This is a genomic window from Nocardiopsis coralli (genome assembly GCF_014892575.1).
GTDB lineage: Bacteria > Actinomycetota > Actinomycetes > Streptosporangiales > Streptosporangiaceae > Nocardiopsis > Nocardiopsis coralli.
The window spans coordinates 59,790-75,653 of the sequence record NZ_JADBGI010000028.1 but is presented as its reverse complement, the minus strand read 5'-3'; the positions used below and the strand labels follow the sequence as shown (position 1 = coordinate 75,653).

Genomic DNA, 15,864 nt, shown 5'->3' with positions numbered 1-15,864 from the left:
CGCCGGACGCATGTGGCCCGGCGCGGGTGAAGCCCTCCTGAACCGGCGCGGGCTCACCCGGTGCGGTCGGGTGTGCCCAGTTCGGCCTCGGTCGGCGGGTCGGCTCCCACCCGGGTGACGGTGTGCGCGGCGGCCGCGGCGGCGTGGGCGAGCAGCGCGCGGAGGTCACTTTCACCCAGTCCGGCCAGGCGCGCGGCCGGGTCCGATCCCAGGGATCCGTTGCGGTCGAGCCAGTGCAGGAGCGCGCCCATGAACGAGTCGCCCGCCCCGACCGTGTCCGCGACCGCGACCTCCGGGGCGGGAACCCGCGCCTCGGCCGCCCCTGCCGTCCCGGTTCCGCGGCGCAGAGCCAGAGCACCGTCCGACCCGAGCGTGGCCACGACCAGTGAGGGCCCCAGGTCGGCGACGGCGCGCACCGCTTCCTCGGCACCGAGTTCCGGGAACAGGAAACCGAGGTCCTCGTCGCTCGCCTTGACCAGGTGCGCCTGTGCGAGGTGGCGCAGCGCGAGCGCGCGAGCCGTGTCCGGAACACCGATGACCTGCTCGCGGATGTTCGGATCGACGCTCAACGTCACCTCCCCGCGGTCCTTCTCCCTGCTCATCAACGCCTCGATGAGGGTGGCCCCGGGTTCGCGGAACAGCGCGATGGAGGCCGCGTGCACGGCACCGACCGAGGGCGGCAGGCGCTCGGGGAGTTCGCCGGGCCGCCAGAACCAGTCGGCGGCGTCGGCCATGCGGAAGTCGTAGTGCGCCGACCCGTCCTCACGGAAGGTGGCCATGGCCAGCGCGGAGGGTTCCTCGGCCTCGACGAGCCCCTCCGGGTCGAGCCCCTCGGAGAGCAGCCGGGCCCGGATCCGTGCGCCGAACTCGTCGCTGCCGATCCGTGCCAGGAACCGGGTGGGCAGACCGAGGCGGGCGGCGGCCACGGCGGTGTTGGCCGGTCCCCCGCCCGGCGAAGCACGCACGACTTCGGCGCCGTGCGCGGTGGGCAACAGGTCCATGACGTTCTCGCCGACCACGACGAGGCGCGGGTCGCTCACAGGTTCCCTCCGGGGGTCGTCGTCGGCAGCAGGCCCCCGGCCACCGAGGGCGCGAGTGTGCCCTGGGGCAGGAGGACCGCCTGGTAGGCGTGGTAGGTGTCCGGTTTGCCCGACCAGACGCCGCCCGCGGGGCGCCCTTCGGGGTCGAGCTCGTGGTGCCACCCGCCGTGCTCGGTGTCCACGTGGTGGCGGGCCGCGTAACGCCACCAACGGTCGTAGTGGCCGGCGCGCGCGTCCTCACCGAAGCGGCGGTCCAGGGCCCAGGCGGCCAGGGTGGCCTCGGCGGCGACCCAGTGCATGCGCTCGCGCACGACGGGGGTGTCGGCCCAGTCGAGGGTGTAGGGGAACCCGTCGTTGCCGTCCGTGCCCCAGCCGCGCTCGGCGGCGTGGTCGTAGAGCGCACGCGCGTCGATCTCCAGCCAGGGCGGCACGGGCTCCCCGGCCTGTTCCAGCGCGACCGCGAGGTGGACGAGCAGCCGGGACCACTCCATCAGGTGTCCGGTGGTACTGCCGTAGGGGCGGAAGGGGTGGTCGGGTTCGTCCCGGTTGTAGTCGGGCAGCGGCTGCCAGTCGGGGGTGAAGTGCTCGGGCAGGCGCCACCCGTGTTCGCGGGCGACCCCGTGCACGAGGCGTTCGGCGATGCGGAGGGCACGGCGGGTCCACCGGTGGTCCCCGGTGGCGTCGGCGGCGGCGAGGAAGGCCTCCACGGCGTGCATGTTGCTGTTCGCGCCGCGGTAGTCCTCGGTGGTGGTCCAGGCGGGGTCCCAGCTCTCCAGCAGGGCGCCGGCGTCCTCGTCCCAGAAGTGCTCCTCGATCACACCGAGCGCACGGGTCAGGAGCTCACGTGCGCCGGGACGCCCCGCGACGGTGGCCGAGGCGGCGGCCAACACCACGAACGCGTGCGGATAGGCGCCCTTGCGCGCCCGCTGATCGCGGCCCTCCGAACCCGCATCGCCCGGAACGGCGTCGTGCCATCCCCCGTGGTCCGCGTCGTGCAGCAGACCGGAGGCCAGCGCCCGCACGCCGTGGTCGGCCAGGCGCCCCGCGCGGGGTTCGCCGCGCAGGTCGGCGAGGGAGAAGACGTGGGTCATGCGGGCGGTGATCCAGGTCTCGGTGGGCCGGTCGTCGACGACCGCGCCCCGGGTGTCGAGCCAGCCGAAACCGTCGGGGACCGCGGAGGCCGTGGCGAAGGCGAACAGGCTGTGTTCCTCCTGCCGGAGCCATGCGGTTGCGCCGGGGGCGGGGTGTGGGGTCAACGGCCCTCTCCTCCGTCATGGTCGAGTGCGCGCCAACGGTATCGGGCCCGGTCCCCGTGCCGGAAGACCCTGATTTGTGCCTGTGGACAACCGCCGCCGCCCGGGCCGCGGCGCCGGAAAAACACGTGCGTCCCGGTGCCGGTTCTGCCAGGGTCGGCCGCGCACCCCGGCGACGAGGAGGAACCCCATGACCAGCGGCGACGCACACCGCCTGCCCGACCCTGCCCGCGATCCCCTGCCCCTGCGCGGACGCGCCGCCCTCGTGACGGGGGCGAGCCGCCGCGACGGGATCGGGTTCGCCACCGCCCGCCGGCTGTCCGCGTACGGGGCGTCGGTGATGGTGCACCACTTCCTCCCGCACGACGCAGAGATGCCGTGGGGCACCGACGACCTCGACGCGGTGCTCGACGCGCTCCGCGAGGTGCGGGGGGACCCGGAAGCGACGGTGGCGCACGTGAGCGCCGACATGGCCGACCCCGGCGCGCCCGCGCGTGTGGTCGACGCGGCGTTCGCCGAGTTCGGACGCCTGGACGTGCTGGTCTCCAACCACGCCCGCAACGGAGGAGACGCGGGGCTGGCCGACGTGACCCCGGAGATGCTGGACGGCCACTGGGCGGTCGACGCCCGCTCGGCGATCCTGCTCGCGCAGGCGTTCGCCGCACGCCGCGCCACCGCCCACGCCGACCCCCGGAACCCCGCCGGACGCCTGGTGCTCATGACCTCGGGCCAGATGCACGGGGGCATGCCCGGCGAGATCGCCTACGTGGCCGCCAAGGGCGCGATCGCCCAGCTCGCGCCGACCCTGGCCGCGGAGCTCGGGCCGCGCGGCATCACCGCCAACGTCGTCGACCCGGGCCCCGTCCCGACCGGGTACATGAGCGAGGACGACATCGCCGCGGTCACCCCGCAGTTCGCACTCGGGCGCATGGCCGCCACCGACGACCCCGCCCGCCTGGTTGCCTGGCTCGCCACGGACGAGGCCTCCTGGGTCACCGGCCAGGTCATCAGCGCCGACGGCGGTTTCAGCGTGTGAAGCACGGGGCACCGCACCGAGGATCTTGCTACCAGAGCCGGTATCGGCGCTGAAGTCGGCTCTGGTAGCAAGATCCTCCGTGTTTCACCGCGGCTGCCGCGGGGCGTGGCCGCGGTCGGCGGAGCGGCAGGTCCACCGGATGTGCTCGGCGACGGCGACGGGGTCGTCGGCCATCGGGATGTGGCCGCTGCCGATGAGCGAGACCATCCGCGCGTTGGGCACCCGCTCGTGGGCGTGCACGGCGCTGGACGGCAGCAGGGTGCGGTCCCGGTCGCCCCAGGCGATGGTGACGGGGCAGTCGACGTAGCGCTGCACGAACGAGTACTCGGCGATGCGCGGCACCATCCGCACGTACGGTGCCCCGGGTTCCAGCCCCTGCACCCCGAACCGGGTGGCCTTCGCGTCGGGCGACGCCGGGTCGCCCCGCAGCGCCACCCGGGCGGCGGCGCGGGCGGGCGGGGTGTCGGCCAGGCGTTCCTTGACGTCGGTGGGAAGCTGCGCGGCCGCGTTCGCCAGACGCCCGACGGTGTGCATGCCCCAGCGTGCGAGCCGGTCGGAGAACCCCGCGGGCGAGAACACGGTGACCGAACCGGCGGCGCCGCGGGCGGCCAGTTCCAGGGCGATCGAGCCGCCGAGCGAGTTCCCGGCCAGGTGCGGACGGTCCAACCCGTGCAGCTCGCAGAACTCCCGCACGGTCTCGGTCATGGAGTACACGTTGTAGGGCTCACCGATCGGCGGCGCGGGCGTGGTGCCGAAACCCGGAAGGTCGACGCAGATGACCTCGTAGGTGTCGACGAGCCGGCGCATCACACCCGTCCAGCTCTGCCGCCGGTCCCCCAGTCCGTGCAGGAGCAGCAGTGGACGCCCCCGGCCGCGCCGTTCGTAGGCGATGCGTGTGGGATCCATGCACTCGGTCTACCCGACGCGCCGCGCCCGGCCCGGCCGACCGCCCCAAGAGACCGTCAAACCGCGGAACCGGCGGCCCGGCCCCCGCCGCGCCTACCGTGCGGCCGTGGCCCCGCGGGCGGTCGCGGCCTCGCGTGCGGGCGCCCGGGTGAGCACGAGCCCGGCCAGGACCGCCAGCAGTCCGAGCAGGGTGGAGATCCCGGTCCCCAGGCCGGCGACGGTCAGCGCGAGCAGTCCCCCGCCGATGAGCGCCGCGGCGAGCAGCACCCGCACCAGGCCGGGAGCCCCGTCCAGCGCGGCGGGCGGGTTCTCGAACCGCACGGCCCAGTGCGCGAGCGGCACCACCAGCGGCAGCAGGACGGCCACGCCCAGAACGCCCCACAGCAGCCACAGCCCGGTCATGGGTTCGGGGGTGTGGATGTCCAGGCCGAAGACGAGCACCCCGGCCACGACGCTGATCGGCAGCATGTGCCAGAGGTAGACCGTCATGAGCTGGGGGCACACCCGGTCGAGCAGGCGGGCGGGCCCGGGGCGGTCGGTCCAGGCGGCGATGCGGTCGCGCAGCAGAACTGCGGCGCCGACCTGCAGGACGCCGAGCGCGGCCAGCAGCAGGGTGGGCGGCGCGACGTTGGAGGTCTCGGCGGCGAAGACCCCGGTCATGTTGAGCGAGTGCGGTCCGACCAGCGCCAGGAGCGCCGCCGTGACCGCGCCGCCGACGACCATGCCCACGGCGTACCGGCGGTGGATCGTGGAGTCGGCGTAGTGGAACCCGAGCTGGTGCACGCCCAGCCACACGAACGCGACGTTGAGGTACCCGACGCCGTCGAACCCGCTGCCGAACCGCAGGGCGTCGACGACGGCGGCGCCGGCGAGGAGCCCGACCGGCACCCACCAGCCCAGGTACCGCTGCGCACGGGCCAGGACGGGCGTGGCCACGACCACGAGCACGTACACCGACAGGAACCACAGGACCATCCCGGCTGCCCCGGCCCCGACGAGGATCGGCTGGTGGGGCGCCCCGGCCATGACGGCCACGTGGCAGGCGACGATCCACACGGCAGCGAGCGGCACGACCGGCCAGGCGAGCCGCCGCAACCGCTTCGCGTACCAGGTGGAGGCGGGTGTGCCCCGGCGGGAGGCGGCCCGCCAGCTGATGAGATTGGCCGCGCCCCCGACGAAGAAGATGAGCGGCATGACCTGGGAGACCCACGTGAGCGCGAACCCGCCCTCGGTGGCGATCACACTCCCGGCATCCAGGACCCCGGTGCCCTCCTCCACGGCCAGCACCGGAAGCCACCAGTGCTGGGCGACGACGAGCACCATGACGAGCAGCCGGATCGCGTCGAGGAACCGGTCCCGGTCGGGTACCGCCGGTGCCGGTGCCGGCGCAGGTGCCACGGCTGTCGTCGGGGTGGTCACGGCCATCGATCGCTCCTTCGTCGCCGCCGCCCACACCCTGTGGACACACACGTGCCCGGGGGAAAGGTGCTCGGCCGGTCGGCTGCAGGGGGTCGCGGTACGTCAAGGGCGCACCGGCGGTGATGCGTCGCGGTGAGGGCACGTCCGTGTGCCCGACCGCGTGTTCGGATACGACCTTAGGTGCACCGGACACGTGCCCGCGATGGGTCCCGCACCCCGCAGCATATGCGGAGGACCCGACCCCCGGTGGTGGTGCGTGCACCACCACCGGGGCGAGAAGCGCTGGTCAGGGGGCCGAGGGGGCGGTCGGAACGGCGCGCTTGTGCGCGGTGGCCCGGTAACGCGCCACGAGGGTGCTTTCGACGTCCTCCGGCACCGGAAGGCCCTCGAGGAAGTCGTCGATGCTGTCGTAGCTCACGCCGAGCGCCTCCTCGTCGGGGCGCTGGGGAGCGAGGGACTCCAGGTCGGCGGTGGGGGTCTTGTCCACGAGGTCGGCCGGGGCACCGAGCGACTCGGCCAGGGCGCGTACCCGGCGCTTGGTCAGGCCGGTCAGCGGGACGATGTCGACACCGCCGTCGCCGTACTTGGTGAAGAAACCGGTGACGGCCTCGGCGGCGTGGTCGGTGCCCACCACGAGCCCGCGCAGCCCGCCGGCGACCGTGTACTGGGCGATCATGCGCTGGCGTGCCTTGACGTTGCCGAACACGAAGTCCTCGGAGACGTCGCCGTCGAACATCATCCCGGCGGCACGGACGGACTCGGACATGGCGTCGCTCGCGGGGGCGACGTCCACGGTCAGGACGCGGTCGGGCTCGGTGAACTCCACGGCCCGGGCGGCGTCCTTCTCGTCCTTCTGCTCGCCGTAGGGGAGGCGCATCGCCACGTACTGGGCGTTGTGGCCCTGCTCGCGCACCCGGTCGACGGCGAGGCGGCACAGGCGCCCGGCGGTCAGGGAGTCCACACCCCCGCTGATGCCGAGCACGAGGGCGGTGGTGCCGGTGGTGATGAGCCGTTCGGCGAGGAAACCCGCCCGGCGCTGGACCTCGACCCCGGCGTCGAAGGTGGCGGCCACGTCGAGGTCGCGGATGATCTCGCGGCGCTCCGGGCTCAACTGGGTGTCGGTCACGGCGTTCCCCCCGTCGGTGTGGTGCTCGTGCCCGCCGATTATCCAGGTTCGCGCGCCCCGCGTGTACCCCGTTCGCCCGTGGTGACGGCCACCACCCCTGAGCTTCTGGGCCGGGGTCTACGGCCGCCGGACCCTGCGGGCCAGACCCTCGTAGTCCACGACCAGCCCGCGGGCGTCGACGGACAGCCGGTACCGGCCGTGCTCGGGGTCGGAGTAGGTGTAGTGGTCCAGGCCGTCGGCGGGCCCGTTGCGCAGGTACCGCTGCCGCACCCGCCGCACGGTCAGCGACGGGACGTGTACCCAGGCCACGGCGATGTCGCGGTGCTCGCCGGGGCGCAGGCCCAGGCGCCGGATCGGCAGGGTGTTGGTGAGCGGGGTGGCGGCCACGTCGACGTCGAAGCAGCCGAGGAGGTCGGGCAGCGGGGTGCCGTCGCCGAGCGCCCAACTGCCGTCGCGTGCGGTGAGCTCGAGCCGGGAGCTCCCCTGCGCGGACAGCACCTCCACACGCACGCGCCGGGTCACCCACGCCAGGTCCGTGTCGACACCGAACCGGGTGGAGAAGGCCTCGCCGTCCTCGATGACGGTCTCGCCCGCCTCCAGCCCGTAACCGTCGGGTCGGGGGGTGAGCGTCCCCAGACCCAGGCCCTCGGGGACATCGGTACGGGTCCACACGGCGGGGTGTTCCGTCTGTGACGACATGCAACCGTTCTACCGGTGCGGGGCCACGGGCGCCAGAAATGCACGTGGGGCCCGTGTCCGGGTTCGCGGACACGGGCCCCGACGGGCTCACACGGGCCGGATCAGGCCTCTGCGGCCGGTTCCCGGCGCACCGGGGGCTCGCCGTGCTTGATCTCGTGCTCCATGGCCTCGAAGTCGCTCTCCATCTGCGGGGTGACCTTGCCCAGCGGGTTGAAGACCACGATGCACAGGAAGCTCAGCGCCACGGCCGGGATCATGGCGTACAGGCCCAGGCCCAGGACGTTCTCGTCGAAGATGTCCCAGACGACGGCCATGCCGGCGCCGGCGATCATGCCGGCCAGCGCGCCCGCCCAGGTCATGCGGCGCCAGAACACGGCCATGAGCAGCACCGGGCCGAACCCGGCACCGAACCCGGCCCAGGCGTACCCGACGAGCTCCATGACCGACTGGTCGCCGAACAGGGCCACCAGGGCTGCCACGACCGCCACGACCACGACGGTGGCCCGGCTCATCCACATGAGCTGCGTCGGGGAGGCGTGCTTGTTGACGAACGCCCGGTACCCGTCCTCGGTGATGGCGGAGGAGGCCACCAGCAGCTGCGAGTCGGCGGTGCTCATCACGGCCGCCAGGATCGCGGCCATGAGGAAGCCGGCCACCCACGGGTTCATGAGGGCGTTGATGAGCGCCGGGAAGACCTGCTCGGGGTCGCTCAGCGGCGCGTCGAAGTAGGCGATCCCGATGTAGCCGACGAGCACAGCCAGCGCCATGGCGGTGACGGCCCAGGTGACACTGACCGTCGCGGCCATCGGGATCTGCTTGACCGAGCGGATGCCCATGTAGCGGGCGAGGATGTGCGGCTGGCCGAAGTAGCCGAAGGCCCAGGCCAGCCCCGAGACGATGACGACCCAGCCCAGGGCTCCGGTCGGGTCCCAGGTCCCGGTCTCCGGGTCGAGGCTCGCGCCGCCGAACGCGGACAGCAGGGACTCACTGCTCGCGGCGACCCCGTCGCGCACCTCGCCGAGGCCGCCGATGGCGCTGATCGCCACGATGGGGACGATCAGAAGGGCGACCCACATCATGATCGCCTGCACGGTGTCGGTCACCGAGACGGCGAGGAACCCGCCGATGACGGTGTAGGCCACGACGAACCCGAGCCCGATCAGCACGGCAGGAACCGGCCCCAGGCCGAAGACCTGGTCGAGGAGGGCCATCATCGCCGTCATGCCGGAGGCGACGTAGAAGAAGTAGAAGACGATGATGATGATCGCCGAGACCGCGCGAAGCAGACGTGTGCGGTCGGCGAAGCGGTTCTCCAGGAACGACGACAACGTCAGGGAGTTGGACTCGCCGCCGGTGAGGAAGTCGGTGACCCGGTGGGTGTAGACGCGCAGGCGTGGAGCCAGCAGGATCCAACTGCCCAGGAAACCGCTGGCCAGGCCCACCGCGATCCAGGCCTCACCGAAACCGGACGCGTAGATCGCACCGGGCAACCCCAGCAGCAGCCAGCCGCTGAAGTCGCTGGCGTTGGCACTGAGGGCGGTCACGAAACTGCCCAGCTTGCGGTCGCCCAGGACGAAGTCCGACTGCGACTTCGTCTTGTTGTAGAAGTAGACGGCCATGACGACCATCAGGCTGAGATAGATCGTGAAGGCCACGACCGGTTCCAGCAAGGAGTCGGGGTTCAACCGGCATCTCCCCACATGATCAGGCGCGTGGTCGGAGACTCCCTACGCGCGGTTGACGGACGATGACCGAGATCATGTCCGTTCGTCCGTCCCGGCACAACGTGTCGTTCGTGGAACATCACCGCTTCGATACCCGGTCGAGTCCTTGACCAGGGCAGATTGTGCAGTGGGCCACCTGCGCGCGCCGGTGTTCGTCCGATCGGACATACAGGGCGCCAGGGACGGTACCGCATGTGCGCAATTCCACCCGACAGCCGAACCCCCGGGGACCGGACCGCCCGAATCCGGGAACGGACTGTTGCTCGGGGCCGCCGCGGACTACGGTGACCGCATGGACGCTCAGCCCGCCGCCACCGGCCGCAGCATCGGCCCCTCGGGGATCTGCCCGCGGGGAGAACACGACTGGCAACCCGCGTCACCCGGTTCGGCACGGCGGCTGTGCACCAAGTGCAACTCGATGACGATGCGCAACTACGACCCGGAGGCCGACCGGGATCCCCAGGCCTGAGGAGTGGAAGAGGCCCCCAGCGTGACCCCCACCCCCCGACCCGCTCCCCAGAGCGAACCCCCCTGGCAACTGCGTGTGCTCGGAACCGACGGCCACCCCGTCGGCGGTGCCGTCCACCTGTCCCCGCGCTTCTTCGTGACCTGTGCCCACGTGGTCAACACCGCGCTCGGGCTGCCCACCGACTCTTCCGAACACCCCGGTGAGGACGCCCGAGTCCTCCTCGGCCAGGCCGACGGCCGCACGTGGGAGGCCTCGGTCGGGGTCGAGGTGTGGTCCGCGGGCCACGGGGAGATCGACGTGGCAGCACTGTGGCTGACCTCCCCCGGTTTCCCCGACACCGGCCACCCCGTACTGATGGCCGGTTCGCAGCTGCGCCAGGGCGACCCCCTGCGCACGACCGGCTACCCCGAGGGTTTCGCCATGCACTCGTCCCTGCTCTACGTGGGGCCGGCAGGACCTTCGCGCGCGAGCCATCAGGCGACCCTGCCCGAGAACGAGGTCCAGCCGATCAGGGAAGGGTTCAGCGGCTGCGGCCTCATCACCGAGTCCGCCGAGCTCGTCGGGCTGGTCCAGCAGAACTACTTCCATCCCTTCGACAGCGGGCGCCCGAGCGGCACGACCTTCTTCCTGACCACCGACGACATGCCCGGCGGCGAGCAGGACGCGACCGACCCCGGCTCGACCCCGGTCCGGCGCATGAGGGACGAGGCACAGGTCGGCGCGGTGGTCTACGAGCGCCTGCACGACTACTTCGACGCGGTCTCCGCGGAGACCCTCCCCCACACGCACCTGCTCGACGACGAGGAGTACCGGCGCACCCGTGAACGCATCGGTACGGACCCCACCGCGTGGGACGTGCTGATGGGGCTGTGGAACCTCGTCCCGACCGATGACACTCCCCCGCTCCGGCTCCTGTGGGTGCACCACGTCTTCCGGGAACTGCGCGCCCAAAGACCCGTGCCGCAGGCCGCCGACCGGTGGTTGGGCCAGGAGTCCCGCGAGCACCTCGGGGACGAGTGGGCACAGATACTCGACGCCGAACTGGACCGGCGGGCCGCAGCCCCCTCCCCCGGGCCGGACGCCCCCGCCGACGGCCCCGGGCCCGAGGCTCCTGCGTCCGGTCACCGGTCCGGCACGGTCCTGACCTTCGAGGTGGAACCGGTGACCGGGGCCTACAAGCTCTCCCACGGCATCGCCCACCGCACAGGGCGGGGTTACGAGCACCGGGAACAGGAGACCGTGCTGGTCCAGCGCTACCAATTGCGCGACCGGGTCGGGGACCTCGTGAGCCGCGCCGGCGGGGTCGTACCCGGGCGCGGGTCCGCGCGACTGAGTTTCCTGCTGCCCAAACGCCTGCTCGGCCTGGACCTGGGCTCGCTCAGGGGGCACCACGGCGAGCGCCCGGACGCCCCGACGCTCGCCGAGGAGTACGAGCTCGTCTACCACGTGCGCGAGCGGGTGCGCCCGCCCAGACCCGTGTCCGCGCGGGAGCGCCCGTGGCGCCAACGCACGGCCCGCCAGCGCGAACACCCCCTGCTGGACGCCGGCACCCTGCTCGCCACGTGGGACCGGGTCGAGGAGGAGGTTCGCGCCGACCTCACCGACGGAAGGCTGACGGTCTGTCTGGTCGAGACGGACCGGGCCGATGTCCACAGCGTGTACGACGCCGTGCTCGAAGCAGGGGTCCCGACGGTCCTGCGCGGCCCGCGCCGGGAGCTGACCACCCTACTCGGAGAGCTTCTCAGCGCGCGGCCTGACGACCGCCGCCACGTGTTGTCCCTGCCGGCGCTCCTGCGGGAACAGGCGGAGCTGAAGGAACACGGGATCGTGGTGGTGCACGACGAACACGGCGACGCGTTGTTCAGGGACACACCAGGGGACCGGTGAACGCATTTTCCCCGGCAGGAACACACGTGCGGTGTTTCTCGGAAACGCATTCGGTGAACTCTTCGCCCCAGCGCGCGCGGGTGGCAGAATCGACGGCAGACTCGTGCGTCGGAAAGTCCGAGGACGGGGTACCGATTTCCAGGAGCCCTTGAAAAGGAACGACGGGGGCAAAATACGACATGACACCCCAGAACACGCACATTCCCGCTTTCACCCTCAGCAGCCTCACCAGCGACCCCTCACACCTGGTGATCCTCCTCGACACCTCACCCCTGATGTGTGTGCACGAGGACGAGGTCGCTGAGCTGCTGCGCGAGGCACGGGACGCCGGAACCGCGGTACGCACCTTCGCCCCCACGCCCCTGGGCCGCGCGCACGGTGACGGCGACGTCGGGGCCGTCCGCCCCTGGCCCCTGGACGCACCCCTGCCCGCAGGGGCCACCGCCGGGCTCGTGATCACCGACGCGCAGGACCGCGGTTGGCGCCAGCCCCACTTCCGTTCCTGGCTCGCGGAGCTCAACACCCGCCTGCCCCTGCACGTCGTGCACCTGCTCGACCGCTCCACCTGGCACCGCGGCCCGGTCCACCCCTTCCCCATGCGGCTGACCGGGGCACGCACCAACGACCCGGCCGCCTGGTCCCCCGCGCACCCCGACGACGACGCCGTCCTGCCCGAGGGGTCCACCGCCCTTCCGGTCCTGTCGCCCGAGAACCCGCAGGAGGACCACCTGCTGCCCTCCCCCGCCGCCGGCTGGGAGGCCGACGTGTGGGCACTGCCCGTGGACGGCAGCCGCAGCGACGACCCGACCCTCGTGCCCGACCCCGTCGCGCACTTCCTCACCCACGCCTCGTTGGGCGCGCGCATGCTCGCCCAACGCCTCGCGCAGGCCCCCGTCAACCTGCCGGTGGCCCACATGCTCCACCAGGGCATCCCCCGCGACCCCGGCGAGGAGCGCACCCGGCGCACCGAGATCGCCGAGGTGCTGGGCAGCGGTCTCCTGGACCCAACGCGCCCCGCCGGCGACCTGCACGACCCCGCCGCCGCGGCCCTGGAGTTCCTGCCGGGGCTGCGCCAACAGCTCCTCGGCCGGCTCGGCGACCTCAGCACGATGCGGTCGGTCTTCTTCGCCCTCGGCGTCGAGTTCGAGGAGGCCGCGCAGGTCTACGAGTGGCTGTCGCGCCTGGAGACCGGTGCGCCCCCCAGGATCGACCTACCCGAGCGCGAGGAGGGCCTGGCCCGGGCGGTCCTGCCCGCACTTCGCCAGATGCCCGGCGAGTACCGCCGTTTCGCCACCCGGATCGAGGACGCCCTCGGGATCGACCCGCCCATGCCCCGTGCCGCCCCGCCCGGCGCAGCACGCGAACCACAGCCCGAGGGACCACCGTCCCCCCGAGAGGAGCAGACCCCCGACGTGAGCACCACCGACCCCCTCGACACGGAGTCCGCCGGCTCGGAGCCCATCAGCCGGACCGGAGGCTTCAGCCGCAGGCGCCGCCGCAGCTCCGCCCAACTGCGCGGCCTCCCTCAGCACAACCGGCACTTCACCGGCCGCACCGGATACCTGGAGCACATCCGGTCCTCGTTCGACTCCCCCGAGGTCTACAACGGGCTCTACCTGCTCACCGGCGGCGGCGGTATCGGCAAGACCCAGATCGCGATCCAGTACGCCCACCAGCACCGCGACGAGTACGACCTCATCTGGTGGTTCTCCGCCAACAACGACGCCGACGTGCAGCAGGCCTACCTGAACCTGGCGCGCTTCCTCGGCATACCGGGCGACCTCGGCAACTACGAGCGCACCGTCGAGCGGGTCCACGAGGCCCTGCAGTTCCGGGACGACGTCGGCTACTGGCTCCTGATCTTCGACGACGTCGAGGACCTCAAACTCCTGCGCCAACAGGGGCTGCCCACCGGGCGCGGCGGCGACATCCTCATCACCTCCAGGGAGCAGAGCTGGACGAACGAGGGCCACAGCGACGGCCAGACCGTGCTGGCGCTCACCCCGGAGGAGAGCGCCACGCTGCTGCGCCGGGTCTGCCCCCAGGGCCTGGAGGACGACGTCCTCACCCTGCGCATCGCCGAGAAGCTCGAGTACTTCCCCCTGGCCCTGGCACAGATGGGCGCCTACCTGCGCGACTCCCTCATCAGCCCGGAGGAGTTCCTCGAGCAGCTCGAGCACGGTTTCGACGCGCTCGTGGACGAGGTGAGCGAGTTCGGTGAGGGCATGCACGGCGGCAAGCCCCTCGCCGCCGCCTGGAACGTGCAGTTGGAGAACCTGAGCCGCGGCAACGAACGCGACCGGGAGCTCAAGCAGCTCGTGCGGGAGTTCATCCAGCTGTGCTCGTTCTTCGCGCCGCGCCCGCTCAAGCGCACGCTGTTCCACCGCGCCCGCGGGATCAGCGACAACCGGGCACTGTCGCAGATCCTCGGCGACGACCGGACCCTGAACAAGGTGCTGCGGTACATGAGCCGCCACAGCCTCGTCGACCTCGACCGCCGCAACTACACCTTCCAGTTCCACGGGAGCTTCCAGGCGGTCGTGCGGAACAAGCTGGCCGAGGACGAGCGCGTGCGCCTGCGCGACCTCGCCCACCGGCTGCTCGCCCAGAGCGACCCGCTGGGCCCGGAGAACCCGCAGAACTGGCCCGAGTACCAGATCTACTACGCCCACGCCGTCGAATCGCAGGCCTGGCGCAGCCGTGACGTGCAGGTCCGCAACCTGGTGCGCAACATCTCGGTGTACCTGTTGGAGACCAACAACCCGATCATGGGCCAGAGGCTGATCGACTCGGCGATCAGCTCCTGGTACGACGACCCGGCACAGCGCTTCGAGATGGAACTGCTGCGCAACACCACCCTGCGCCTGCAGGGGGAGTACTCCCTCGCCCTGGAGGAGGCCGACCGGATCTTCTCCGAGCGCCGGGAGCTCGACGGCGAGGACAGCGACGAGGTCCTGAGCGCCCGCCGCGCCCGCGCCATCGCCATGGGCCACCTGGGCGAGTTCGAGCACGCGATGGAGGAGTTCCACGCCATCCGCGAGCGGGTGGTCGAGCTCTACACCGAGGAGGACGAGAACGCCCTGGTGGCCGCACACGACGTCGCCGTGGCACAGCGCGTGCTCTTCCGGTTCGCCGAGGCCCTGGAGATCGACGAGGCCAACGTGCGCCGGCGCCGCCACATGTTCGGTGCCAACGGCATCCCGACCCTGCGTTCACAGCAGGCCCTGGCCATCGATCTGCTGGGCCTGGGCCGGATGGACGAGGCGGCCACGATGCTGGAGGACTGCCTGCACCGCTTCGAATCGGAGGAGGCCGCGGACAGCTCGCACGCGGTGGACATCCCCCTGTTCCAGTCGCTCCTGACCCGGCGGATGGGCAACCACGAGCTGGCGCTGGAACTCTCCCAGGGGGTCGCCGACGCACACTACCTGCGCGACCAGCTGCGCAACCGCACCGAGGTGTTCGTCTACAACATCCACGCGGTGAGCCTGGCCTTCACCAAGAACCACGAGCGGGCCGAGCTGCTCGCCGAGCGGCTCCTGCACACCGTGGACAACCACTACGCGCAGCACCACTTCGCCCCGTGGATCACCCGGGTCAACGCCGCGATCGTGCTGCGCGGGGTCGGTCGGTTCGACGATGCGCTGGAGCTGGACCGGATCGCCCTGGACAACCTCGCCCGGTTGCTCCCGTCGGAACCGGGGCCGCTGGCGCCCGTGGAGATCAACCTGGGCAACGACCTGTACGCCCTGGGCCGGCTCCAGGAGGCCCTGGAGCAGGACACCAAGGCCCTGGACACCTGCGAGGCCGGCCTGGGCCCCGACCACCTGTTCACCCTCATCGCCCGGCGCAACAAGCTCATCAGTCGCCGCGCCCTCGGCGCGGACGTCGGGGAGGAGTGGGCGCAGCTGCGGAGCGAGTTCGTGGCCGGGTACGGCCCCGACCACCGCTACGTGCGGGGCATGGACGGGGTCGTCCGGCTCGACGCGGACTTCCTACCGATCTCCTGGTGACCCGGGAGGGGCACGGCCGCCAGCAGCCGGGCCCACTCCCCGACCGGGAACCCCAGCTCCGTACCGGCGGGATGCTGGGAGTCCCGGACGTATGTCGTACCGCGACCGAGGCGTGCCTCGCAGCACGCACCCTGGTCGTTCGAGCGGCGGGACTTGCGCCAGGTGTCCGCCCGGCGTCCGTCGGCCCAGTTCAACGTCTCGCCCTCCAGCGTTGCCATGTCCAGTTGACCCACGTTCTCCTCTGAGCGACGACCGACGCTTGACGGCACATCCCACCATTTTACGTTCCAAC

General features: G+C 72.0%; 12 protein-coding genes. 4 read left to right on the top strand and 8 right to left on the bottom strand.

What is annotated here, in order from left to right:
• Window positions 1–53: 53 nt before the first annotated feature.
• Both IDM40_RS24185 and IDM40_RS24180 read right to left on the bottom strand, forming a co-directional pair.
• Entirely contained in the window at window positions 54–1,040 is a 987-nt protein-coding gene (locus tag IDM40_RS24185; protein WP_193124367.1) for a carbohydrate kinase family protein, read from the bottom strand.
• Entirely contained in the window at window positions 1,037–2,296 is a 1,260-nt protein-coding gene (locus IDM40_RS24180) for an AGE family epimerase/isomerase (protein WP_193124366.1), read from the bottom strand. Before IDM40_RS24180 ends, IDM40_RS24185 begins: the two co-directional genes overlap by 4 nt.
• Window positions 2,297–2,483: 187 nt before the next feature.
• Here IDM40_RS24180 and IDM40_RS24175 point away from each other — a divergent pair, with 187 nt between their 5' ends.
• A complete protein-coding gene (locus IDM40_RS24175) occupies window positions 2,484–3,329 on the top strand; it encodes an SDR family oxidoreductase (RefSeq protein WP_193124365.1) in 846 nt (281 codons plus the stop codon).
• An 84-nt stretch (window positions 3,330–3,413) separates the two neighbouring features.
• On the opposite strand, the gene IDM40_RS24170 is transcribed toward IDM40_RS24175, so the two are convergent.
• The 5 genes from IDM40_RS24170 to putP form a co-directional block, all read right to left on the bottom strand.
• Window positions 3,414–4,235 (bottom strand): alpha/beta fold hydrolase, encoded by an 822-nt coding sequence (locus tag IDM40_RS24170; RefSeq protein ID WP_193124364.1) that lies wholly within the window; start codon window positions 4,233–4,235, stop codon window positions 3,414–3,416.
• Window positions 4,236–4,328: 93 nt separating this feature from the next.
• Window positions 4,329–5,660: an acyltransferase family protein gene (locus tag IDM40_RS24165; RefSeq protein ID WP_193124363.1), complete on the bottom strand. Its 1,332-nt coding sequence runs from the start codon at window positions 5,658–5,660 to the stop codon at window positions 4,329–4,331.
• Window positions 5,661–5,940: 280 nt separating this feature from the next.
• Window positions 5,941–6,780, bottom strand: a complete 840-nt coding sequence (gene nadE / locus IDM40_RS24160; RefSeq protein WP_193124362.1) for an ammonia-dependent NAD(+) synthetase — start codon at window positions 6,778–6,780, stop codon at window positions 5,941–5,943.
• Window positions 6,781–6,897: 117 nt separating this feature from the next.
• The gene (locus IDM40_RS24155; protein ID WP_193124361.1) at window positions 6,898–7,479 is read right to left on the bottom strand and encodes a putative glycolipid-binding domain-containing protein; all 582 of its coding nucleotides are present in this window, start codon (window positions 7,477–7,479) and stop codon (window positions 6,898–6,900) included.
• A gap of 101 nt (window positions 7,480–7,580) precedes the next feature.
• The gene (gene putP / locus IDM40_RS24150) at window positions 7,581–9,164 is read right to left on the bottom strand and encodes a sodium/proline symporter PutP (protein WP_193124360.1); all 1,584 of its coding nucleotides are present in this window, start codon (window positions 9,162–9,164) and stop codon (window positions 7,581–7,583) included.
• Between the two features lie 331 nt (window positions 9,165–9,495).
• On the opposite strand from putP, the gene IDM40_RS24145 reads away from it, so the two are divergent.
• The 3 genes from IDM40_RS24145 (at window position 9,496) to fxsT (ending at window position 15,572) form a co-directional block, all read left to right on the top strand.
• A complete protein-coding gene (locus tag IDM40_RS24145; RefSeq protein WP_193124359.1) occupies window positions 9,496–9,672 on the top strand; it encodes a hypothetical protein in 177 nt (58 codons plus the stop codon).
• Between the two features lie 21 nt (window positions 9,673–9,693).
• Window positions 9,694–11,559: a VMAP-C domain-containing protein gene (locus tag IDM40_RS24140; RefSeq protein WP_193124358.1), complete on the top strand. Its 1,866-nt coding sequence runs from the start codon at window positions 9,694–9,696 to the stop codon at window positions 11,557–11,559.
• Between the two features lie 179 nt (window positions 11,560–11,738).
• Window positions 11,739–15,572 carry an FxSxx-COOH system tetratricopeptide repeat protein gene (gene fxsT, locus IDM40_RS24135; protein WP_193124357.1) on the top strand — a complete coding sequence of 1,278 codons (3,834 nt, stop codon included), beginning with the start codon at window positions 11,739–11,741 and terminating at the stop codon, window positions 15,570–15,572.
• Here the strand turns inward: fxsT and IDM40_RS24130 are convergent.
• The gene (locus tag IDM40_RS24130) at window positions 15,509–15,790 is read right to left on the bottom strand and encodes a DUF397 domain-containing protein (RefSeq protein ID WP_193124380.1); all 282 of its coding nucleotides are present in this window, start codon (window positions 15,788–15,790) and stop codon (window positions 15,509–15,511) included. The genes fxsT and IDM40_RS24130 overlap by 64 nt on opposite strands.
• Window positions 15,791–15,864: the final 74 nt, after the last annotated feature.

Coding starts and splice junctions, on each gene's coding strand:
- IDM40_RS24175 (WP_193124365.1), top strand. CDS start 2,484: ATGACCAGCGGCGACGCACACCGCCTGCCCGACCCTGCCCGCGATCCC.
- IDM40_RS24170 (WP_193124364.1), bottom strand. CDS start 4,235: ATGGATCCCACACGCATCGCCTACGAACGGCGCGGCCGGGGGCGTCCA.
- IDM40_RS24165 (WP_193124363.1), bottom strand. CDS start 5,660: ATGGCCGTGACCACCCCGACGACAGCCGTGGCACCTGCGCCGGCACCG.
- IDM40_RS24155 (WP_193124361.1), bottom strand. CDS start 7,479: ATGTCGTCACAGACGGAACACCCCGCCGTGTGGACCCGTACCGATGTC.
- IDM40_RS24145 (WP_193124359.1), top strand. CDS start 9,496: ATGGACGCTCAGCCCGCCGCCACCGGCCGCAGCATCGGCCCCTCGGGG.
- fxsT (WP_193124357.1), top strand. CDS start 11,739: ATGACACCCCAGAACACGCACATTCCCGCTTTCACCCTCAGCAGCCTC.
- IDM40_RS24130 (WP_193124380.1), bottom strand. CDS start 15,790: ATGGCAACGCTGGAGGGCGAGACGTTGAACTGGGCCGACGGACGCCGG.